A 20,977-nucleotide genomic window follows, 5' to 3' on the forward strand; every position below is an offset into this window, starting at 1 on the left:
GGTGACATGGCAGTGTGGCAGCCATGTGCGGAAGGTATGCAGCGAGTCGGGGGCCGGAGGAGCTGGCCGAGGTGTTCGGGGTGGAGCGGTGGGAGCCGGAAGAGGCTCTGGCGCCCGACTGGAACGTGGCTCCGACGAAAGAGGTCCACGTCGTCCTCGACCGTCCACTGAAAGACGCTCCGAACCCGCGTCCGGTTCGCCAGCTGAGGGTCCTCAAATGGGGCCTCGTCCCCTCCTGGGCGCAGAATCCCGACGGCGCCGCCCGGATGATCAACGCCCGGTCCGAGACCATCGCGGAGAAGCCGTCCTTCCGCCGCCCCTTCGCGCAGCGCCGCTGCATCATCCCCGCGGACGGCTACTACGAGTGGGTCACCGCCCACGACGAGCGGCAGCTCGAAACCGAGGGCAAGAAGAAGCGGGCGCGCAAGCAGCCCTACTTCGTCCTCCCCAGCGACGGCTCCGTCTTCGCCATGGCCGGGATATACGAGTTCTGGCGCGACCGGACCCTGCCCGACGAGCACCCGCTCGCCTGGTGGGCGACCTGCTCGGTGATCACCGCCGAGGCCGAGACCGGTCCGCTCGGCGTCGCCCCCGCCGAGGGCCCGCGCTCGCTCGCCGACATCCACCCCCGGATGCCGCTGATGCTCACCCCCGACCGGTGGGACGCCTGGCTGGACCCGGCGCGGACCGACCCCGACGAGCTCCAGGCCCTGCTGGCCCCGCCGCCCGGCGGGCTCATGCGCGCCTATCCGGTGTCCACGGCCGCGAGCAACGTCCGCAACAACGGGCCCGAACTGCTGGAGGAACTGGAAGGGCCGGAGGAGGGCACGCTCTTCTGACGGCCCGGCGCTCCCCCCGGCGGCCGTCGCCGACCGGCATGATCGGGGGATGAGCAGCCCGCGCACCGAGAGCGTCGACACCCCGGCGGGCGAGGCCCGCGTCACCTGGCACCCGGCCCCGGCGGGCACGGCGCGCCTGGTGCTCGCCCTGGGCCACGGAGCCGGCGGCGGGATCGAGGCCCGGGACCTCGAGGCCCTGGCCGCGGCCCTGCCCGCCCTGGGGGTCACCGTGGCGCTGGCCGAACAGCCCTGGCGGGTCGCGGGGAAGAAGGTCGCCGCCGCGCCCAAGGTGCTGGACGAGGGCTGGCGCGCCCTGTGGCCCGCCTTCGCGGAGCCCGGGCTGCCCGTCGTCGCGGGCGGGCGCAGCGCCGGGGCCCGGGTGGCCTGCCGGACCGCCGCGGAGCTGGGCGCGGCCGGGGTGCTCGCGCTGGCCTTTCCGCTGCACCCGCCGGGCCGGCCGGAGAAGTCCCGGGCGCACGAGCTGCTGGGCGCCGGGCGGCCGGCGCTGGTGGTCCAGGGCGGCCGCGACGCCTTCGGGCTGCCGGAGGAGTTCCCGGCGCGGGGAGCGCGCGGAGCCCCGTACGAGCTGGTGGAAGTGGAGGGCGGGGACCACGGCTTCGCCGTGCCGAAGAGGACCGGTCCCACCCAGGAGGAGGCACTGGCGGTGATCACCGGGGCGGTGGCCGGGTGGCTCGGCCGGCTGCCGTTGTGACGTTGGTCCCGAAACCCGTGCCCCGCCCGGGAATGTGCCGCAGCGGCCTTCTGTTGTCCCGGATGTCGGTACGTACGGGAAGACGTCGGAGGAGAGGCACCGCATGACCCAGGTCATCAGCCAGAACCGTCCGCAGGCCGCTGACCTGGACTGGACAGTGCTGCCCGCGCCCAAGCGCGGCTCGGCTCGGGCGGCGGGCGACCGGGATGGTCGACTATTCTCCGATTCGAGCGGGTCCGCTTTCGGAGTCGCCACGCAGTCGGAGGAGGTGGGTCCTGTCGCCGGGACCGACGAAGGCCACGCGGAGGAGACGACCCCGGAGCGCAATGCGCGCTTCGAGAGGGACGCCCTCGGCTACCTCGACCAGATGTACTCGGCCGCCCTGCGCATGACGCGCAATCCGGCCGACGCCGAGGACCTGGTCCAGGAGACGTACGCGAAGGCGTACGCGTCCTTCCACCAGTTCCGCGAGGGCACCAACCTGAAGGCGTGGCTGTACCGCATTCTGACCAACACCTTCATCAACTCGTACCGCAAGAAGCAGCGCGAACCCCAGCGCAGTGCGGCGGAGGAGATCGAGGACTGGCAGCTCGCGCGCGCCGAGTCGCACATGTCGACGGGCTTGCGTTCCGCCGAGTCGCAGGCTCTCGACCACCTGCCCGATTCCGATGTGAAGGAAGCGCTCCAGGCCATTCCGGAGGAGTTCCGCATCGCGGTCTATCTTGCCGACGTAGAGGGCTTTGCGTACAAGGAGATCGCGGACATCATGGGTACACCGATCGGTACGGTCATGTCGCGACTGCACCGTGGCCGCCGTCAACTCCGTGGAATGCTTGAGGACTACGCCCGTGAGCGCGGGCTCGTCCCGGCCGGCGCGGGAGAGTCGAACGACCTGAAAGGCTCGGGCTCATGAGCTGCGGAGATGCGCACGAGACGGAGTGCTCCGAGGTCCTGGACCACCTTTATGAGTTCCTGGACCAGGAGATGCCCGACAGCGACTGCACGAAGTTCGAGGCGCACTTCGGCGAGTGCAATCCCTGTCTGGAGAAGTACGGCCTGGAACAGGCCGTGAAGAAGCTGGTCAAGCGCTGCTGCGGGTCGGACGACGTGCCGACCGACCTGCGCTCGAAGGTGATGGGACGGATCGAGCTCATCCGTTCGGGGCAGGCCGTGCCGGATCATGACATCACGGCCGGGCCGCCCGCGCCGGCGGTCGTCGAGCCGATGCCGGGATCCGCGTCGGGCTGAAAAGCCGAAAACCGGCCACCCGCGCCGGTGAAGCGGTACCCGATTGAACAATCCCGAACAGCCGCCCCCGGAAGGGCACTTCCTTCACCCGAAGGTGGTAATCCGGGGGCGTCCGCATGGCGCAATGCGAAAATGTGGCCCACCTCGCTCCCGGGCCCACTTATTCTCCCCATTCGGTACTGGTTTGATTCGTACCTGACTTGCACGGCTCATGGGGAGGAGAGCGCCATGCGGGTACTTCCGCCGTTGGCGCGCGCCTACGTCCTGTGCGCCGTCCTCGCGGCCTGCGCGTGCGTCACGCCCGCCGTCACCGGTTCCGCCACCCCGTGGCCCTCCGTCGGCCTGCTCTCCGTGCTCTACCTCGGCTGCGAACTCGTCAAAATCTGCCCGCTCATGGGCCGCCGGGTGCCCGAGGGGCTCGGCTCCTTCTTCCCCGTGGTGCTGGCCGCCGTGTTCCTCCTGCCTCCTGCGGCCGCGGCCCTCGTCGCGCTGCCCGGCGGACTCGCCGGGACCGTGACGGCGCGGCCCGCCTGGGTGCGGCGCGTCTGGCACGGGGCGCAGCAGTCCATAGCCGCCTGGACCGCCGGGCAGGTGTACGGGCTGCTGGGCGGGACCGAGGCGCTGGGCGGAGGCTCCTTCGGCGGGACCGGGCCGCCGGACCCGGCCGGGCCCGCGGGCCCGGCCGCCTGGGTCGCCGACTTCCCGTACGTGATGCTGCCCGCCGCCGCCGCGGCCGTCGCCTTCTGCCTGGTGCTGACCGCCCTCGACGGCGGCATCCTGGCCGCCGCCGAACGCCGGCCCGCCACCACCGCCTGGCGCGGACTGCCGACCCGGTCCCTCGCCCCGCACTGCGTGCACGGCCTCGCCGGGCTGATGATGGCCGTCATGTGGCGCAGCCCGTACGGACTCCCGGCCGCACTGCTCGTCCTGCTGCCGATGTACATCTCCTGCTGGGTCTTCGCCCAGTACCACCGCGAGCGCGCCGCCCACCAGGCCACGATCCGGGCGCTGGTCCAGGCCGTCGACATCAAGGACCGCTACACGCGCGGCCACAGCGAGCGGGTCGGCCAGGCCTCGGCGATGATCGCCCGCCAGCTGGGCATGGGCGAGGAACGCCTCGAGGTCGTCCGCATCGCCGGGATCCTGCACGACGTGGGCAAGCTCGGCGTCCCGACGCGGCTGCTGCGCAAAGACGGTCCGCTGACCCCCGAAGAGCGCAGGATCATCGAACTCCACCCCGAGTACGGACACGAGATGGTGCGCGGGATCGGGTTCCTGGGAGAGGCCCGCGCGGCGATCCTGCACCACCACGAGCGGGTGGACGGCTCCGGCTACCCGTACGGCCTGACCGGGGAGCAGATCCCGGTGCTGGCCCGGGTCGTGGCGGTCGCCGACGCCTTCGACGCGATGACCTCGACCCGGTCGTACAGCAGGGCCCGGCCGGTCCCGGTGGCGCTGGCCGAGCTGGAACGGTGCGCCGGGGCCCAGTTCGACCCGGAGATGGTGCGGGCGCTGGTCGACGCGATCGGCCGCCAGGGCTGGCATCCGAAGGTGACCTCGGACGACGACCTCCAGGTGATCCCGGCCGGCGGTGGCGAGGTGCCCGCCGCCGGGGCCCCAGGGACCGTGCGGGAGGCCGTGCCAGCCGGTGCGGCGCTGACCGGACTGCCCGCCCAGGCCGCCCCGGCCGGAACCGCGCCCCAGGCCCGAGGGGCCGGAAGCGCGCTCCCGGCCGCCGCTGCCGGGGACCCCTGCCACTGCGCGCCGGCGCCCGCCGCCGAGCCCGGAGCGGCCGTCGAGGAGGCGCCGGGAGCCCCCGGCTCCCCGTCCGCCCCCGCCGCGGGAGCGAAGGCGTGAGGGGGTGGGCCGCCGGCAGCGTGCGCGGAGCCGCCGCGGTGCTGACCGTGGCCGCGCTCGGGCACACCGTGTGGAACGGCCTGGTCGAGCCGGGCAACGCCCTCGCCTTCGGCACGCTGATCACCATCGGCGAGCTGGCCCGCCGGGACAGCGGCGACGCCGCGCGCCAGCAGCCCGCGCCGCTCGGATCCGCGGGGGCGCTCGCGTACGCCCTGCTCGGGCAGAACGCCGGCGCCCCCACGCACCACGGGGTCCTGCAGATCGTCGCCGTGGTCGTCACGGCCGCACTCCTCGGGATCGTCCCGCACATCGCCCGGGGCCGCGGCCCCGCCCTCGACCACCTGGCCCGCCGCGTCCTCACGGTCACCTTCGCCGCCGTCTGCTTCCAGCCGCTCTACAACTCCGGGCGACTGGAGCACTGGGTCGGCCAGGGCCCGTACCTCGTGCTCTTCCTGGTCTTCCTCCTCGGGCTCACCGCCCTGTGCGACGCGGTCCTCGGCGCCGCCCTCGCCGGGGCCCGCACCGGCTGGCCGTTCGCCCCGCTGCTCCGCGACGAGCTCCGCGCCCAGCTGGGCATCGGCTCCGCGATCTGCGCCACGGGCGTGGTCATGGCCCTCGGGGTCGCCGTCGCGGGCCTGTGGGCGGTGCCCGTCTTCAGCGTGCCGCTGCTCCTGACCCAGATGTCCTTCCACCGGATCACCGCCATCCGCACCACCTACCGCCAGACCATCACCTCCCTCGCCCGCGCCACCGAGATCGCCGGTTACACCCGGCCCGGCCACTCCCGCCGGGTCGCCGCGCTGAGCTGCGCCGTGGGGCGGGAGCTGGGCCTCTCGGAGCGGGAGCTCACGGTGCTGGAGTACGCCGCCCTCATGCACGACATCGGGCAGCTCTCCCTCGTCGACCCGGTCCCGGCCGGTGCCACCGCCGAGCTGCCCGAGGCGGAGGCCCGCCGGATCGCCGGGCTCGGCGGGGAGGTGGCCCGCCAGACGGGGGTCCCGGCCGAGGTCGCGGTCGTGGTGGAGCTGCAGGCGGACCCGTACCTCGACCAGCCCGTCGCCGCCCGGATCGTGCGCGCGGTCAACGCGTACGACGACCTCGTCGGCGGTGCCCGTCACCCGGGCGGCTCATTGGAGGCCCTGGAGCGGCTGCGCCTGGGGACCGGGCGCGACTATCAGCCGGAAGTCGTGGAATGTCTCGCCAGGGTGCTCGCACGGGGCGGACGTGCCAGAGTCGGACCCGTCCCGCCTGGGTAACCCATGGGTAATGAGCGGCTGTCCGAGTGGGCATGGTTGGATGCCAGTGAGAGTGTTCCCAGCAGGAGTGTTCGCAGCAGGAGTGTCCCGAGCAAGAGTGTCCGGCAGGCGGGAATCGTGAGGATCTTCGGGAAGGTACGGCATCGGCCCTCCGCTTCGTGGCGGCAGGCCACCGACCGCGCGTTCACGCTGATCGGCGACGGTCGGTACGAGGACGCGGGCGCGCTCCTGACCAGAGCGGCGGACCTGGAACCCTGGCTGTCCGAGTCCTGGTTCAACCTGGCGCTGCTCCACAAGTTCCGCCACGACTGGGAGCAGGCCCGGGCCGCCGGGCTGCGTGCCGTGGCCCTGCTCGACCGGGAGACCGGCGCCCCGGACTGGTGGAACGTGGGCATCGCCGCGACCGCGCTGCAGGACTGGCCGCTCGCCCGCCGGGCGTGGCAGGCGTACGGGCTCAAGGTGCCCGGGGACCCGCACGGCCCGGGCGGTGGCGGCGGTCACTCCAACGGCGAACCGGTCGGCATGGAGCTCGGCAGCGCGGCCGTACGGCTGTCGCCCGAGGGCGAGGCCGAGGTGGTCTGGGGCCGCAGGCTGGACCCGGCCCGCATGGAGGTCCTGTCGATCCCGCTGCCCTCCTCGGGGCGGCGCTGGGGCGAGGTCGTCCTGCACGACGGCGTCCCGCACGGCGAGCGCGTCACCGCGGCCGGGCCCTCGTACCCCGTCTTCGACGAGATCGAGCTGTGGGCGCCCTCGCCGGTGCCGACCTGGGTGGTGCTCCTGGAAGCGGCCACCGAGGCCGACCGCAACGCCCTGGAGCAGCTGGCCTCCGACGCCGGCTTCGCCGCGGAGGACTGGTCCTCCTCGGTGCGGCTGCTGTGCCGGACCTGCTCGGAGAGCGCGATGCCGAGCGGCGAGGGGGACGGCGAGCAGCTCGACCCGCACGACCACAGCGAACCGGGCCACCCCGGCCCGCTGGGGCACCGCACGACCGGGTCCGGATCCCTCTGGGTGCCCGAGCGGGAGTGTGGGATCGCGGCGCCGGCGGGCCTGGTGCGCGGGCTGCTCGACGGCTGGGTCGCGGACAGTCCGGACAGCCGGGAGTGGCGGGATCTCGAAGAAGTCTGCTGAGCCGGGGCCGTAGTCTGTACCGGCACATCGGTGACTGGTGGAATTACGGAAGGCGTACGGCGGACATGGCGCAGCAGGAGAACGACGTGGTCGAGGTCGAGGTTGTGAACGACGGGTACGTCGTCGACACCGAGGACTGTGAGGCGCGCGAGCTCGCCCACCGCGAGCGCGGCACCGCCCGCCCGATCACGGTGGTCGGCAACCCGGTCCTGCACCGGGAGTGCAAGGACGTCACCGAGTTCGGCGACGAGCTGGCGCAGCTGATCGACGACATGTTCGCCAGCCAGAAGGCCGCCGAGGGCGTGGGCCTCGCCGCGAACCAGATCGGCGTCGACGCCAAGGTCTTCGTCTACGACTGCCCGGACGACGACGGCAACCGCCACACGGGCGTCGTGATCAACCCGAAGCTCGTCGAGCTGCCGGCGGCCGCCCGGATCCTGGACGACTCGAACGAGGGCTGCCTGTCGGTCCCGACCGCCTACGCCTCGCTGGCCCGCCCGGACTACGCCGAGGTGACCGGCCAGGACGCGCAGGGCAACCCGATCAAGGTGCGGGGCACCGGCTACTTCGCGCGCTGCCTCCAGCACGAGACCGACCACCTGTACGGCTACCTGTACATCGACCGGCTCTCGAAGCGGGACCGCAAGGACGCGCTGCGGCAGATGGAAGAGGGCACCCCGCGCTACGAGACGGTTCCGAACGCGTAGCCGACGTTTCTCGATGACGTTCGCGTTCCCGTACGTGTTCACGTACGCGAAAGGCGCCCCGCTCCTGGTCAGGAGCGGGGCGCCTTTCGCGTGGAGCGGTACGGGCCTAGTCCCAGCCGAGGTCGCTCGGGTCGGGCGTGGCCGGGTACCGGCCGGCGGCCCCGATGGTGCGAGTCATGGGATCCCCTGTCGTATGCGAACGAGCAAACGGTAGGGCGAAAACGATCAAGAAGGGAAGGGCTTCCCGACCACTTCATCAAGTCGGTCGGACATCAGGCCGCGGACGGCCCCCTGAAGGTGCGCCGGAAGGCGTTCGGAGTGGTGCTCAGCGTCCGCAGGAAGTGGTGGCGCAGGGCCGCCGCGGTGCCGAACCCGCAGCGCCCCGCGATCGCGTCCACCGTCTCGTCGGTGGCCTCCAGCAGCTCCTGCGCCAGCAGGACCCGCTGGCGCAGCACCCACTGGTACGGGGTGGTCCCCGTCTCCTGGAGGAAGCGGCGGGCGAAGGTCCGCGCGGACATGTGGGCCCGCTCCGCGAGCTGCTCGACCGTGATCTCCTCCTCCAGGTGGCGGGCCATCCACCCGATCACCTCGCCCACCGTGTCGCAGGAGGTACGGGGCAGCGGGCGCTGGATGTACTGCGCCTGCCCGCCGTCCCGGTGCGGCGGTACGACCATCCGCCGGGCGATGGTGTTGGCCACCTCGGCGCCCTGTTCCTGCCGGACGACGTGCAGGCACGCGTCGATCCCGGAGGCGGTGCCGGCCGAGGTGATCACCGGGCCCTCGTCCACGTAGAGCACGTCCGGGTCGACCCTGGCCCGCGGGAAGCGGCGGGCCAGGGCCGGGGCGTGCATCCAGTGCGTGGTGCACCGCCGGCCGTCCAGCAGCCCGGCCGCGCCCAGCATGAAGGCCCCGCTGCACACGCTCAGCACCCGCGCGCCCCGGTCGACGGCCCGCCGCAGGGACTCCAGGAGCGGCTCCGGGTACACCCGGGTGGCGGCCCCGCGGTCGGCGGGCAGGCAGATCAGATCCGCCTCCTCCAGCCGGTCGGGTCCGTGGGGGAGCGTGAGGCGGTAGTGGCCGTCGCCCACGGTGATCGGGTTCTCCTCCATCGCGCAGACGGCGAAGTCGTAGGTCGGCAGGCCCATGGCGCTGCGGTCGACCCCGAAGACCTCGCAGAAGATGCCCATCTCGAAGGGGGTGACCCCGTTCACCACGGCCACGGCCACGTTGTGGAGGGGGCAAGGCTTCAGCATCACCCCAGTGTGGCAGTAATTCGCTCTTCTGTGACAGTCCTGCCACTGTCGGGTTTCGGCCGCCCTGGCGAGAGTGGAGTCATGAACACCTTGTTGAGCTACCTGACCGTTCTCGCCGTCGCCGCCCTCCTGCTGGCCCCCTCCCTTGACGGGGCTTTGCGCGAGCGCCGCCTCGACCGGCAGATCCGTGCCGCCGGTCAGCGGACCGAGCCGGTCCGGCCGGTCCGGCCGACGGGGGTCATCCGAGCTCCGGATCCCGCGTCGCCGTCACGGTCCAGACGGGGTGCCGGCCCGTCGGCCTCCTCTTCGTGCGGATCGGCATCCGCACCGACGCGGTCAGCGCGGCCGACGCAAGCACGCACAGGACCCAAGGCGGCGGCGCGGGGGTGACGGCGTCGGGCGGCGAGGGCCGGGGTGCGGCGGATATAGCCGGGGCGGGGGTGCGACCGCCGTTGAGGTTGTAGACGTGCTGGACGGTGATCCTGAGCCTGCGCGGTCTGCTTGAAGTAACCAATTGCTCACTTACCGTGCTGGTCTTCAGTTAGTCTGCGACGGGGGTGACGGTGGTGCGGGCTGCTCAGACGCGCAGGTTCCGGGGAAAGAACAAGGCCCCGAAGTGGAGGAAGCCGGACGACGGGGTCGTGTCGGTGATGGTGCTGCCGCTTGCGGTCACCGACCCCGCCGAACTAGCCCGGCTGGAGAAGCTGTTCGGGGCGATGTGGTCGGTCAAGCGGGCTGTCCAGCGTGATGCCCGCGCCAAGGTCGATGCCTACTGGGCTGCCAAGCACGAGCGCGCCCGCGACGGGGCGAAGACGGTCCGGCAGCGCCTCGGCCTGTCCCGTGAGGCCCTGGAGCACTCCGCGTACAAGCACCTCGAATCGTCCGGGCACTTGAAGCACCACGCCTCCAAGGCCCTGGCCATGCACATGGCCGACGAGGCCTGGAACGGGGTTCAGCGCCACCTGTTCCCTGATTCCACCGGCAAGCGGCACGGTCGCCCGAAGACGGGCAGGTGGTACGACTTCACCCGTATCCCCGGCAGTGCCCGTTCCCACACCACCGACCGCAAGTGGGAGACCTTCCGCCTGGCCGGTACGCTCCACGGCCACACCATGGCCTACGTCGGTGGGGGCCGTCACGCGCTTCAGCAGCCGCGCCGGATGCCAGTACCGGCCACGCCGTCCGGCGTCATGCCCACCGGCAAGACCACGACGTCGGGGAAGCCGGGCATGCGGAAGGCGACCTGGTGGGATCACACGGGTCCGCTCGCCGTGGTGTTCGCGGGCGGGCCCGACTCCGGCCGTGGTGACCTCGTACTGCCCGTGCGTATCCCGCAGGAGCCCGGACAGCGGGCACGTGTCGAACACTTCCTCGCCAGCCCCGGCCGCTGGCACAAGGTCGATCTTGTGCGCCGCCGCAAAGCCAGTGCGCCGGGCGGCTGGGTGTACGAGGCGCACCTGATGATCCTCGGCTCCGGCTATACCGCCCCGGCCGTACGACAGATGCGCAAGCAGGCCGCCGCGTTGGATCGGATCGGCGGGGTGGACGGCAATGTCTCGAACGTATCTGTCATCTCCCTGCCCGTCAGCCTCGATCCCGCCGACGGTGCTCCGGCCTCCACCGAGATCACCCTCGGTCCGGAGGAGCGGGCGCTGCTGGGGCGGGAGGCGAAGAAGCGGCGCGGTCGTGCACGGGCCCTGGAGCGCTCCCGCCGGGCTACGAACACCGCGCAGTACGGGCTGTCGAAGAAGCAGGCCCGGCGCGCCGAGCGCCGGGCGGCCAAGGGTCTGACGCCCAAGGCTGTCGCCGTGCCCGGCGGTGCCCGCGCCGCACGTGTCGATGGGGTGCCCAAGCAGGCGTTCCGCCGCGATCAGCTCTCCACCGGCTACCGGGACCTGCGCGCCCGCCAGGCCGAACACGCCGCCTCGATGGCGGAGCACCGACGCCACCGCGCCCGCGCAGTGGCTCGCGAGATCATCGCCGTCCACGGCCCCACGCTCGTGGTGGAAGACTGCGACATCCGCACCTGGTACCGGCTGTGGGGCCAGCGCCTGTCCCAGACCACCCCCGGCCTGCTCATCGCCGCCCTTGAGCGTGAGTGCCAGGCTGCGGGCGGGCGACTTGTCCGGGCCTCCACCTGGTCCACGGCCCTGTCGCAGCACTGTCTGTGCGGCGAGCGCGTAAACAAGTCGCTGCGGGACCGCGAGCACAAGTGCATCGCGTGCGGCCTCGTCGGCAAGCGCGACATGGTGTCCGCCGCCCTGGCCGCGTTCGTCCGCTTCAACGACGCGGACGACCCCAAGACCGCGTACCTGGACACCACCGCGTCCCGGCACGCACAGATCGTTTATGCAGAAGGGCTGGAAGAAGCCCTGCGGGAGTCAACCACACCGTGCCAGAACACCCCTCGGGGTGCTGGCCGCGTGGCAGTCCCGCGGCAACGCCGTGGAACCTCTGCTCCCCGAACCGCCGGAAGGCGGGACCGAGCGACCCCGGATGAGCCACGCCCCAAGCGTGACCACGCCGGAAAGCCCGGACCCCGCCCCGGCTGCAACCCGCAGCTCACCCTCTGGTGAATTGCGGATCAAGTCTTAGAAGTCCTCGTCCAGGTCAACCGTGCCCTCGACCGCGACCTGGTAGGCCGACGGGCGGCGCTCGAAGAAGTTCGTCAGCTCCTGGACGCCCTGGAGCTCCATGAAGGAGAACGGGTTCTGCGAGCCGTAGACCGGCGGGAAGCCGAGGCGGACCAGGCGCTGGTCCGCGACGCACTCCAGGTACTCGCGCATCGACTCGGTGTTCATGCCCGGCAGGCCGTCACCGCACAGGTCGCGGCCGAACTGCAGCTCGGCCTCGACGGCCTCCCGCAGCATGTCGGTGACCTGCTGCTGGAGGGCGTCGTCGAAGAGCTCCGGCTCCTCCTTGCGGACCGTGTCGATCACCTCGAAGGCGAAGCTCATGTGGGCGCTCTCGTCGCGGAACACCCAGTTGGTGCCCGTGGCCAGGCCGTGCAGCAGGCCGCGCGAGCGGAACCAGTACACGTAAGCGAAGGCGCCGTAGAAGAACAGCCCCTCGATGCACGCCGCGAAGCAGATCAGGTTCAGCAGGAAGCGGCGGCGGTCGGCGGCCGTCTCCAGGCGGTCGATCTTCTCGACCCCCTCTCCGTCCAGTGCAGCCATCCAGCGGAAGCAGAACTGCGCCTTCTCGCGGATCGAGGGGATCTCCTCGACGGCGTCGAAGGCGGCCGCGCGGTCGTCCGGGTCGGGCAGGTAGGTGTCGAGCAGCGTCAGGTAGAACTGGACGTGCACGGCCTCCTCGAACAGCTGGCGCGACAGGTACAGGCGCGCCTCCGGGGAGTTGATGTGCTTGTACAGGGTCAGCACGAGGTTGTTCGAGACGATCGAGTCGCCCGTCGCGAAGAACGCGACCAGGCGGCCGATCATGTGCTGCTCGGAGGGCGTCAGCTTCGCGAGGTCCGCGACGTCCGAGTGGAGGTCGACCTCCTCGACGGTCCAGGTGTTCTTGATCGCGTCCCGGTAGCGCTCGTAGAAGTCCGGGTAGCGCATGGGGCGGAGGGTGAGCTCGAAGCCCGGGTCCAGCAGGTTCTTGACAGACGCGGTCGTGGTGGCGTTGGACATTACTGGCAGGCCTCGCAGGACTCGGGGTTTTCAAGGGAGCAGGCCAGCGCGTCGGCGTCGACGGCCTGCGGGAGCGGGGTGGCGGCCGCCGGGACCGTGCTGGCGGAGGCGGCGCGGGCGATCTTCGTCGCCGGGCGGGAGCGCAGGTAGTACGTGGTCTTCAGGCCCTGCTTCCAGGCGTACGCGTACATCGAGCTGAGCTTGCCGATGGTGGGCGTCTCCAGGAACAGGTTCAGCGACTGCGACTGGTCCAGGAACGGCGTACGGGCCGCCGCCATGTCGATCAGTCCGCGCTGCGGGATCTCCCACGCGGTGCGGTACAGCTCGCGCACCTCGGCCGGGATCCAGCCGAAGCCCTGGACCGAGCCGGAGGACTCGCGCAGCGCCTCGCGGGTCTGGGCGTCCCAGACGCCGAGCCGCTTGAGCTCCTGCACCAGGTAGCCGTTGACCTGGAGGAACTCCCCGCTCAGGGTCTCGCGCTTGAAGAGGTTGGAGACCTGCGGCTCGATGCACTCGTACACGCCCGCGATGGAGGCGATGGTCGCCGTCGGGGCGATGGCGAGGAGCAGGGAGTTGCGCATGCCGGTCGTCGCGACCCGGGTGCGCAGCGCGTCCCAGCGCTCCGGCCAGTTCAGCTCGACGTCGTAGTGGTCGGGGTGCAGCACGCCGCGCGCGGTACGCGTCTGCTCCCAGGCGGGCAGCGGGCCGCTGCGCTCGGCCAGGTCGCAGGAGGCCTCGTACGCCGCGAGCATGATGCGCTCGGAGAGCTTCGTGGACAGCGCCTTCGCCTCGGGGGAGTCGAAGGGCAGCTTGAGCTGGAAGAAGACGTCCTGGAGACCCATGGCGCCCAGGCCCACCGGGCGCCAGCGGGCGTTGGAGCGGCCGGCCTGCTCGGTCGGGTAGAAGTTGATGTCCACGACGCGGTCGAGGAAGGTGACGGCGGTGCGGACGGTCTCGTCCAGGCGCTCCCAGTCGATCTCCCCCTCCACGACGAAGGCACCGACGTTGATCGATCCGAGGTTGCAGACGGCCGTCTCGCCGTCGTTGGTGACCTCGATGATCTCGGTGCAGAGGTTCGAGGAGTGGACGACGGTGCCCGGCTCGGCGGTCTGGTTCGCCGTGCGGTTGGAGGCGTCCTTGAAGGTCATCCAGCCCTGGCCGGTCTGCGCGAGGGTGCGCATCATCCGGCCGTAGAGGTCGCGGGCGGGCATGGACTTGCGGGCCAGGCCGGCCGCCTCGGCCTCGCGGTAGGCGGCGTCGAACGCGTCGCCCCACAGGTCGACCAGCTCGGGGACGTCGGCCGGGGAGAACAGCGACCAGTCGGCGTCGGCGTTCACGCGGCGCATGAACTCGTCCGGCACCCAGTGCGCCAGGTTCAGGTTGTGGGTGCGGCGCTGGTCCTCGCCGGTGTTGTCGCGGAGCTCCAGGAACTCCTCGATGTCCGCGTGCCAGGTCTCCAGGTAGACGGCGGCGGCGCCCTTGCGGCGGCCGCCCTGGTTCACGGCGGCGACGGAGGCGTCGAGGGTCTTCAGGAACGGGACGATGCCGTTGGAGTGGCCGTTCGTCCCGCGGATCAGGGAACCGCGGGCGCGGATGCGGGAGTACGAGAGGCCGATGCCGCCGGCGTGCTTGGAGAGGCGCGCGACCTGGTGGTAGCGGTCGTAGATCGAGTCGAGCTCGTCCAGCGGGGAGTCCAGCAGGTAGCAGGAGGACATCTGCGGGTGCCGGGTGCCGGAGTTGAAGAGGGTGGGGGAGGAGGGCAGGTAGTCGAGGCGGCTCATCAGCCGGTACAGCGAGGCCACTTCCTCGACGGCCTGGACGCCGTCGCCCTCGGCGAGGCCGCAGGCCACGCGCAGCATGAAGAACTGCGGGGTCTCGATGACCTGTCGGGTGATCGGGTGGCGCAGCAGGTAGCGGCTGTGCAGGGTGCGCAGGCCGAAGAAGCCCATGCGGTCGTCGGCGCCCTCGGCGAGCGCGTGCTCGACCAGCGCGTCGAGCCGGTTCGCGTGCAGGCGTACGAAGCCGGCGGTGCGGTCGGCGATCAGGCCCTCGCGGTGGCCGGCCTCGACGGATCCGGAGAAGGAGGTGGCTCCCTGGCCGGCGGCCTCTTCGCGCACGGCCAGCGTCAGCAGGCGGGCGGCGAGGCGGGAGTACGCCGGGTCCTCGGAGATCAGTCCGGCGGCCGCCTCGGTGGCGAGCGTACGGAGCTCCGCCTCGTCGGCGGCGGCGCTGCGGCCGCGCAGTGCGGCGGCGGCGACCCGGCCGGGGTCCGTGTCGGGCAGGTCGGCGGTCAGCTCGGTGAGCGTGCGCAGGAGCGCGGCCCCCGGACCCTCATGGGCGGACGGGTCGGACTCGGCGCGCGGTGCGGAAGGCGCGATGGTCACGGGGGGAGCTCTCCCTCGCTCGGCTCCGGGAACACCGTTGGTGCGGGGCGCGAGGGGGCGCACGTGGGGGAGCGCGTGCCTGGCAGGGCAGTGCGCGTGCGCCACGTGGCGTCCACCGGCCCAACCGCGAGGCCCGGACGTGTCTGCACCCGGTTCGGTCGAGCCGGGCGCACTGTCGACAGGTCCTCGGACTTGCGGATGCACCGAACAGGTCGGTGCATTTCATACCGTTGCGGGACAGTTCCGGATTCTCGCCGGATTCCCCTGCGGCGACAGCGAGCATGAGCATACATGTGGGGGCCGGTGCTTGCGGTAGCCCCCACATGTTGTGTCGCTCCTCGGGGGCGGTGCACCGCTAGAGCTCCAGGCGGTAGGTGAGCAGGGGGAGGCCCGGAACCGGGTACCAGTCCCGCTCCGGAGTCCGTACGAAGCCCAGCCGGTCGTAGATCCGGTGCGCCCCGAGCATCTTCTCCGTGGTCGACAGCACCAGGTGGCTCACGCCCTCCAGCTCCCGGGCGCGGCTCACGCAGGCCCGTACGAGGGCCTCCCCGGCGCCGCGTCCGCGCGCCGCCGCGGAGACGGCCAGCATCCGGAACTCCGCCTCGCCGGCGCCCGCGATGTCGCACAGCGGGCTGCCGGGAGGGGCGAAGGTCACGCCGCCGAGCAGCGTGCCCTCGTACTCCGCGACGAGCACCTCGCCGTCGGGGGCCCGGCCGGCGACATCGCGCAGCCGGCTCAGGTAGGGGTCGTCCTCGGCGAAGTCCAGCAGCCCGTCGTCGAGGTAGGCCCGTGCGGTGATCTCGCCGAGCTCTTCGTATTCGGCGGCCGCCGCCGTCCTGATGGTGATGTCCATGGCCCGAGTGTGCGCCAGGACGGCCGGGGCGCGGAAAAGGGCCGCCGCGTTCCCGCCGGGACGGCGGAGACGGGGCGGCCCTTCCTGGCCCACCGGTTCAGCAGCAGCGGAACCCTTCGCGCGGATCGCCCTCGCGGGCGTCGGTACGGGCCCGCTCGAACTCCCGGCGGGACTGGACCTGCGCGTCCGGGTCGTGCGTACGGGCGTGGGCGACGTAGCGGTCGTAGGCCGCCTCGCCCGAGAACTCCCGTACGAAGTACCGGGCGCGGCCCAGCACGTGGCGCAGGCGCGTCACGCGACCGGTTCCTTGACGCGGCCTCCGCCCGAGTCGAGGCCGGCGGCGGCGAGCTCCGCGCGCTCCTCGGCGGTCGGGATGAGCCCGGCCGGGGCGACGAGCTTGGACTCGGTCCACGGGAACTCGACCATGGTGACCGACTCGGGCTTGCGGATGGCCTTGAGGCAGGTGCGGGCCGCGTCCACGAGCACGATGATGATCAGCAGGGCGAAGAACACCGACAGGACGCCGTCCACCGTGGCGTTGGTGACCACGGTGTGCATCTCGTCCATGTTCTTCGCGGGCTTGAGGACCTTGCCCGCGTCGATGCCGTCCTGGTAGACGTCCCGCTGGGCGAAGAAGCCGATCTTCGGGTTGTCCGAGAAGATCTTCTGGTAGCTGGCGGTGAGCGTGACGGCCAGGTCCCAGGCCAGCGGAACGCCCGTCACCCAGGCCCACTTGAGCCGGCCGGACTTGATCAGCAGGGTGGTGCAGACGGCCAGGGCGACCGCCGCGAGGAGCTGGTTCGCGATGCCGAACAGCGGGAAGAGCTGGTTGATGCCGCCCAGCGGGTCCTTGACGCCGACCCAGAGGAAGTAGCCCCAGCCGCCGACGACCACCGCGCTGGCGAACCAGACGCCCGGCTTCCAGCTGACGTCCTTGAAGGACTTGTGCACGTTGCCGAGGGTGTCCTGGAGCATGAAGCGGCCGACCCGGGTGCCCGCGTCCACGGTCGTGAGGATGAACAGGGCCTCGAACATGATCGCGAAGTGGTACCAGAACGCCTTCATCGCGGTGCCGCCGATGACGGCCGAGAAGATCTCCGCCATTCCGAGTGCGAAGGTCGGCGCGCCGCCCGTACGGGACAGCAGGCTGCTCTCCTCCACGTCCTTCGCGGCCTGTGTGAGGGCCTCGGGGGAGATGGCGAAGCCGAAGTTCGTCACGGCTTGGGAGGCCGTCTCGACGGTGGCGCCGACGACCCCGCCGGGCGAGTTGATGGCGAAGTACAGGCCGGGATCGATGATGCAGGCCGCGATGATCGCCATGACGGCGACGAAGGACTCGGTCAGCATCGCGCCGTAGCCGATGACCCGGACCTGGGTCTCCTTCTGGATCATCTTCGGGGTGGTGCCCGAGGAGACCAGGGAGTGGAAGCCGGACAGGGCTCCGCAGGCGATGGTGATGAAGACGAACGGGAACATCGAGCCGGCGAAGACCGGGCCGTCGCCGCGCGAGGCGAACTCCGTGACCGCGGGCATCTTCAGTGTCGGCATGGCGATGACCACGCCCAGGGCCAGCAGCGCGATGGTGCCCACCTTCATGAAGGTGGAGAGGTAGTCGCGCGGGGCGAGCAGCATCCACACCGGCAGGACGGACGCCACGAAGCCGTAGGCGACCATCCAGATGACCAGCGTCTCCTTCTCCAGGGTGAAGGTGTCCGCCAGGGAGGACTCGGCGACCCAGCCGCCCGCGACGATGGCGAGCAGCAGCAGCGCGACTCCGATGACGGAGACCTCGGTGACCCGGCCCGGGCGCAGGACGCGCAGGTAGAAGCCCATGAAGAGGGCGATCGGGATGGTCATGCCGATGGAGAAGACGCCCCACGGGGAGTGCGCCAGCGCGTTGACGATCACCAGGGCCAGCACGGCCAGCAGGATGATCATGATCGCGAAGACGCCGACCAGCGCGGCGGCGCCGCCGACCGGGCCGATCTCGTCCCGGGCCATCTGGCCGAGCGAGCGGCCGTTGCGCCGGGTGGAGAAGAAGAGCGTGACCATGTCCTGGACGGCGCCCGCGAAGATCACGCCGACGACGATCCAGATGGTGCCGGGCAGGTAGCCCATCTGCGAGGCGAGAACGGGGCCCACGAGCGGTCCGGCGCCGGCGATGGCGGCGAAGTGGTGGCCGAAAAGCACCCGCCGGTCGGTCGGGTGGAAGTCGACACCGTTGTCAAGGCGTTCGGCGGGGGTGGCGCGGGTCTTGTCCACCTTCAGGGCGCGGTTCGCGATGAAGCGCGCGTAGAAGCGGTAGCCGATCGCGTACGAGCCCAGGGCGGCGGCGAGCAGCCAGACGGCCGAGATCTCCTCGCCGCGCGAGAGTGCCAGCACGCCCCAGCCGATGGCCCCCACGAGCCCGACGAGCACCCACGCGGCCACGGCCTTGGGGGTCATGGCGCCCGATGGAGAAGGCGAGCCCGGCGTGGTGCCCGGACTCGCCGCGTCCCGTATCGCCCGTGCCGCATCCGGCTCCGTTGCTTCCGGTCCTGGTTCCGTCATGATCCGTCGTCCCCTCGTCGATCATCTGCGTTATGGCGCAGGGAATCTACGGGGACCCGCCCGCTGGGCGTAAGCCCCCGTCCGCATAGCGGAACGAGAGTCAACTACGAATCAGACGACGGGGCGCTGGAGTCGGGCGACGAACTTGTAACGATCGCCGCGGTATACGGAACGCACCCACTCGACGGGCTCCCCGTCGGTGTCCAGCGAATGGCGGGAAAGCAGCAGCATCGGCAGCCCGACGTCGGTGCCGAGCAGTCCGGCCTCCCGCGGGGTGGCCAGCGAGGTCTCGATGGTCTCCTCCGCTTCGGCGAGGCGCACGTCGTACACCTCGGCGAGGGCGGTGTAGAGGGACGTGTACTTGACCAGCGAACGGCGCAGCGCGGGGAAGCGCTTGGCCGACAGGTGCGTGGTCTCGATGGCCATCGGCTCACCGCTGGCCAGGCGGAGGCGTTCGATGCGCAGGACCCGGCCGCCGGTGGCGATCTTGAGGAGGCCGGCGAGGGTGTCGTCGGCCGTGACGTAGCCGATGTCCAGGAGCTGGGAGGTGGGTTCCAGGCCCTGTGCCCTCATGTCCTCGGTGTAGGAGGAGAGTTGGAGCGGCTGGGAGACCTTCGGCTTGGCGACGAAGGTTCCTTTGCCCTGAATCCGTTCCAGCCGCCCCTCGACGACGAGCTCCTGGAGAGCCTGTCGCACCGTGGTGCGGGACGTGTCGAACTCGGCCGCGAGCGTGCGCTCCGGCGGCACCGGCGTTCCTGGTGGCAAGGTTTCGGTCATATCGAGCAAGTGGCGCTTGAGCCGGTAGTACTTGGGCACGCGTGCCGTGCGGGTGGCCGCCCCGCTGTCCGGCTCCGTGATCGCCCCTTCGGTGGCCATCGCCGCCCGCCTTCCCGACTCCAGTTTCGTTGCCGTCACCGGCTCCTCCGATATGTGCGGTCACATCGTGACACGGGAGGGAGGGCGGGCCTCCTCCCTCCCCCAGGTGTCGGTCCGATAACGGACCGAGCACCCGCTCATTAGACCCTTGACACCCCTAAAGGTCTAGGCCAAGCTCCAGCTACTGGTCTACACCAATATGGATCAGATCCCAGCCCCACGGGCAGTACTTGGTGCTTTTTGAGTCACCGCGGCGGGCAAGGGAAGTTGCAGGCAGCATCCCTGAGGAGGGTGGCGTGAAGCGCAAGCTCATCGCGGCGGTCAGTGTCGCGGGCATGATGGTCGGAGTCGCGGCGTGCGGCAACGGCGGCGACGACAAGCCGAAGGCCGACGCGGGTGGCGCCAAGGAGATCACCGTCTGGGTGATGGACGGCTCCGCACCGAAGACCTGGATCGACGCGGTCAACGCGGAGTTCTCCGCCAAGCACCCCGGTGTCACGGTCAAGGTAGAGGTCCAGCCCTGGAAGGGCATCCAGGAGAAGGTCACCACGGCCCTCTCCGAGAACACCCCGCCGGACGTCCTGGAGCTCGGCAACACCCAGACCGCCGGTTACGCGGTCACCGGTGGTCTCGCCGACCTGACCAAGGACAAGTCCAAGCTCGGCGCGGACGCCTGGGCGAAGAGCGGTCTGGCCTCGGCCGAGATCGACGGCAAGCTCTACTCCGCTCCGTGGTACGCGGCCAACCGCGTCGTCATCTACGACAAGAAGGCCTTCGAGAAGGCCGGCGTCACGGCGCCCAAGACCCGCGACGAGTGGGTCGCCGGTCTGGAGAAGCTGAAGGCGGCCGACCCGGCCTCGCAGCCGATCTACCTGCCCGGCCAGAGCTGGTACGTCCTCGCCGGTCTCATCTGGGACGAGGGCGGCGACCTCGCCACCAAGGACGGCGACAAGTGGAAGGGCGGTCTCGGTACCCCCCAGGCCGCTTCCGCGATGGAGTTCTACAAGAAGCTCCAGTCCTTCTCCACCGCCCCGAAGGACAAGGACGAGGCGAACCCGCAGCAGTCCACCGACGTCGTTCCCAAGGGTGGCGTCGCCTCCTGGATCGGCCTCGGCTGGGAGGCCGGCGGTGCCGAGAAGGCGCTGAAGGACGCGGGCAAGGAAGCCGACTTCGGTTACTTCCCGATCCCGGGCAAGACCGCCGACAAGCCGGGCACCGTCTTCCTCGGCGGCTCGAACCTGGCGATCGCCGAGCGCTCCAAGAACAAGGACCTCGCCAAGGAGTGGCTGGCCCTCGCCGCAGGCAAGGACCAGATGACCAAGTACGCCGCCGAGACGAAGGGCGCGCTGCTCCCGAACCAGGCCGGCGCGAACTTCACCCCGGCTGCGGGCTCCTTCGCCGAGGCGATGGCCAAGGCCGGCGTCAACGGCAACATCACCCCGGTGACCCCGGGCTGGGCGAACGTCGAGACCGAGCCGAACCCCATCAAGGAGTTCATGACGAAGGTCCTGAAGGGTGACGACGCCGCCAAGGCGGGCGCGGACGCGGACAAGGAAATCGCGAGCCGCATCAACAAGTAACACCCCGCAGCACCCGCAGTACCAGTACTGAACGCACCGGGGGCGCGGTGGGCGCCCAGAGCGCCCACCTCGCCCCCGGTCGCGCATTGACAGACGTAA

At 71.1% G+C, this 20,977-nt stretch carries 17 protein-coding genes and 1 riboswitch; of the genes, 10 read left to right on the forward strand and 7 right to left on the reverse strand.

What is annotated here, in order from left to right:
- Nucleotides 1-23 precede the first annotated feature (23 nt).
- The 8 genes from AC6CKD_RS03560 to def all read left to right on the forward strand — a co-directional run bounded on the left by AC6CKD_RS03560 (nt 24) and on the right by def (nt 7,747).
- Nucleotides 24-839 carry an SOS response-associated peptidase gene (locus AC6CKD_RS03560; protein ID WP_498325044.1) on the forward strand — a complete coding sequence of 272 codons (816 nt, stop codon included), beginning with the start codon at nt 24-26 and terminating at the stop codon, nt 837-839.
- A gap of 49 nt (nt 840-888) precedes the next feature.
- Nucleotides 889-1,551 (forward strand): alpha/beta hydrolase family protein, encoded by a 663-nt coding sequence (locus AC6CKD_RS03565; protein WP_498325045.1) that lies wholly within the window; start codon nt 889-891, stop codon nt 1,549-1,551.
- Nucleotides 1,552-1,819: 268 nt separating this feature from the next.
- The gene (locus tag AC6CKD_RS03570) at nt 1,820-2,464 is read left to right on the forward strand and encodes a sigma-70 family RNA polymerase sigma factor (RefSeq protein WP_008741505.1); all 645 of its coding nucleotides are present in this window, start codon (nt 1,820-1,822) and stop codon (nt 2,462-2,464) included.
- Nucleotides 2,461-2,799, forward strand: coding sequence for a mycothiol system anti-sigma-R factor (gene rsrA, locus AC6CKD_RS03575; RefSeq protein ID WP_498325047.1), 339 nt, complete (start codon nt 2,461-2,463; stop codon nt 2,797-2,799). Before AC6CKD_RS03570 ends, rsrA begins: the two co-directional genes overlap by 4 nt.
- A 228-nt stretch (nt 2,800-3,027) precedes the next feature.
- Nucleotides 3,028-4,656: an HD-GYP domain-containing protein gene (locus tag AC6CKD_RS03580; protein ID WP_498325049.1), complete on the forward strand. Its 1,629-nt coding sequence runs from the start codon at nt 3,028-3,030 to the stop codon at nt 4,654-4,656.
- Entirely contained in the window at nt 4,653-5,912 is a 1,260-nt protein-coding gene (locus AC6CKD_RS03585) for an HD-GYP domain-containing protein (protein WP_498325050.1), read from the forward strand. The genes AC6CKD_RS03580 and AC6CKD_RS03585 overlap by 4 nt, the downstream gene beginning before the upstream one ends.
- Before the next feature lie 117 nt (nt 5,913-6,029).
- Nucleotides 6,030-7,040 (forward strand): tetratricopeptide repeat protein, encoded by a 1,011-nt coding sequence (locus tag AC6CKD_RS03590; RefSeq protein WP_498325051.1) that lies wholly within the window; start codon nt 6,030-6,032, stop codon nt 7,038-7,040.
- 65 nt (nt 7,041-7,105) lie between these two features.
- Nucleotides 7,106-7,747, forward strand: a complete 642-nt coding sequence (def, locus tag AC6CKD_RS03595; protein WP_498325052.1) for a peptide deformylase — start codon at nt 7,106-7,108, stop codon at nt 7,745-7,747.
- Between the two features lie 272 nt (nt 7,748-8,019).
- On the opposite strand, the gene AC6CKD_RS03600 is transcribed toward def, so the two are convergent.
- Entirely contained in the window at nt 8,020-9,000 is a 981-nt protein-coding gene (locus AC6CKD_RS03600; protein WP_498325053.1) for a helix-turn-helix domain-containing protein, read from the reverse strand.
- A gap of 650 nt (nt 9,001-9,650) precedes the next feature.
- Between AC6CKD_RS03600 and AC6CKD_RS03605 the strand changes: the two genes are divergently transcribed.
- Complete coding sequence (locus AC6CKD_RS03605) at nt 9,651-11,576, forward strand: transposase family protein (RefSeq protein ID WP_498325055.1); 1,926 nt, start codon at nt 9,651-9,653, stop codon at nt 11,574-11,576.
- A 15-nt stretch (nt 11,577-11,591) separates the two neighbouring features.
- Here AC6CKD_RS03605 and AC6CKD_RS03610 read toward each other — a convergent pair whose 3' ends face one another.
- From AC6CKD_RS03610 to AC6CKD_RS03635, 6 genes are all read right to left on the reverse strand, one after another.
- Nucleotides 11,592-12,635 (reverse strand): ribonucleotide-diphosphate reductase subunit beta, encoded by a 1,044-nt coding sequence (locus AC6CKD_RS03610; protein ID WP_498325056.1) that lies wholly within the window; start codon nt 12,633-12,635, stop codon nt 11,592-11,594.
- Nucleotides 12,635-15,019: a ribonucleoside-diphosphate reductase subunit alpha gene (locus AC6CKD_RS03615; RefSeq protein ID WP_498325057.1), complete on the reverse strand. Its 2,385-nt coding sequence runs from the start codon at nt 15,017-15,019 to the stop codon at nt 12,635-12,637. Before AC6CKD_RS03615 ends, AC6CKD_RS03610 begins: the two co-directional genes overlap by 1 nt.
- A gap of 160 nt (nt 15,020-15,179) precedes the next feature.
- A riboswitch (cobalamin riboswitch) is annotated at nt 15,180-15,308 on the reverse strand.
- 66 nt (nt 15,309-15,374) lie between these two features.
- Nucleotides 15,375-15,872 (reverse strand): GNAT family N-acetyltransferase, encoded by a 498-nt coding sequence (locus AC6CKD_RS03620; RefSeq protein ID WP_498325059.1) that lies wholly within the window; start codon nt 15,870-15,872, stop codon nt 15,375-15,377.
- 97 nt (nt 15,873-15,969) lie between these two features.
- Nucleotides 15,970-16,167, reverse strand: coding sequence for a YbdD/YjiX family protein (locus AC6CKD_RS03625; RefSeq protein ID WP_498325060.1), 198 nt, complete (start codon nt 16,165-16,167; stop codon nt 15,970-15,972).
- A complete protein-coding gene (locus tag AC6CKD_RS03630; RefSeq protein WP_498325061.1) occupies nt 16,164-18,317 on the reverse strand; it encodes a carbon starvation CstA family protein in 2,154 nt (717 codons plus the stop codon). Before AC6CKD_RS03630 ends, AC6CKD_RS03625 begins: the two co-directional genes overlap by 4 nt.
- Nucleotides 18,318-18,533: 216 nt before the next feature.
- The gene (locus AC6CKD_RS03635) at nt 18,534-19,298 is read right to left on the reverse strand and encodes a GntR family transcriptional regulator (protein ID WP_356516953.1); all 765 of its coding nucleotides are present in this window, start codon (nt 19,296-19,298) and stop codon (nt 18,534-18,536) included.
- A gap of 296 nt (nt 19,299-19,594) precedes the next feature.
- Between AC6CKD_RS03635 and AC6CKD_RS03640 the strand changes: the two genes are divergently transcribed.
- Nucleotides 19,595-20,878, forward strand: a complete 1,284-nt coding sequence (locus AC6CKD_RS03640) for an extracellular solute-binding protein (protein ID WP_478687195.1) — start codon at nt 19,595-19,597, stop codon at nt 20,876-20,878.
- Nucleotides 20,879-20,977 lie beyond the last annotated feature (99 nt).

The sequence above is a fragment of the Streptomyces sp. GQ60 genome (assembly GCF_059758875.1).

What these genes read in the sequence shown, in the direction of transcription:
- AC6CKD_RS03565 (WP_498325045.1), top strand. Translation starts at nt 889, where the DNA reads ATGAGCAGCCCGCGCACCGAGAGCGTCGACACCCCGGCGGGCGAGGCC.
- AC6CKD_RS03635 (WP_356516953.1), bottom strand. Translation starts at nt 19,298, where the DNA reads ATGGCCACCGAAGGGGCGATCACGGAGCCGGACAGCGGGGCGGCCACC.
- AC6CKD_RS03600 (WP_498325053.1), bottom strand. Translation starts at nt 9,000, where the DNA reads ATGCTGAAGCCTTGCCCCCTCCACAACGTGGCCGTGGCCGTGGTGAAC.
- rsrA (WP_498325047.1), top strand. Translation starts at nt 2,461, where the DNA reads ATGAGCTGCGGAGATGCGCACGAGACGGAGTGCTCCGAGGTCCTGGAC.
- AC6CKD_RS03630 (WP_498325061.1), bottom strand. Translation starts at nt 18,317, where the DNA reads ATGACCCCCAAGGCCGTGGCCGCGTGGGTGCTCGTCGGGCTCGTGGGG.
- AC6CKD_RS03560 (WP_498325044.1), top strand. Translation starts at nt 24, where the DNA reads ATGTGCGGAAGGTATGCAGCGAGTCGGGGGCCGGAGGAGCTGGCCGAG.
- AC6CKD_RS03620 (WP_498325059.1), bottom strand. Translation starts at nt 15,872, where the DNA reads ATGGACATCACCATCAGGACGGCGGCGGCCGCCGAATACGAAGAGCTC.
- AC6CKD_RS03580 (WP_498325049.1), top strand. Translation starts at nt 3,028, where the DNA reads ATGCGGGTACTTCCGCCGTTGGCGCGCGCCTACGTCCTGTGCGCCGTC.
- def (WP_498325052.1), top strand. Translation starts at nt 7,106, where the DNA reads ATGGCGCAGCAGGAGAACGACGTGGTCGAGGTCGAGGTTGTGAACGAC.
- AC6CKD_RS03605 (WP_498325055.1), top strand. Translation starts at nt 9,651, where the DNA reads ATGGTGCTGCCGCTTGCGGTCACCGACCCCGCCGAACTAGCCCGGCTG.
- AC6CKD_RS03610 (WP_498325056.1), bottom strand. Translation starts at nt 12,635, where the DNA reads ATGTCCAACGCCACCACGACCGCGTCTGTCAAGAACCTGCTGGACCCG.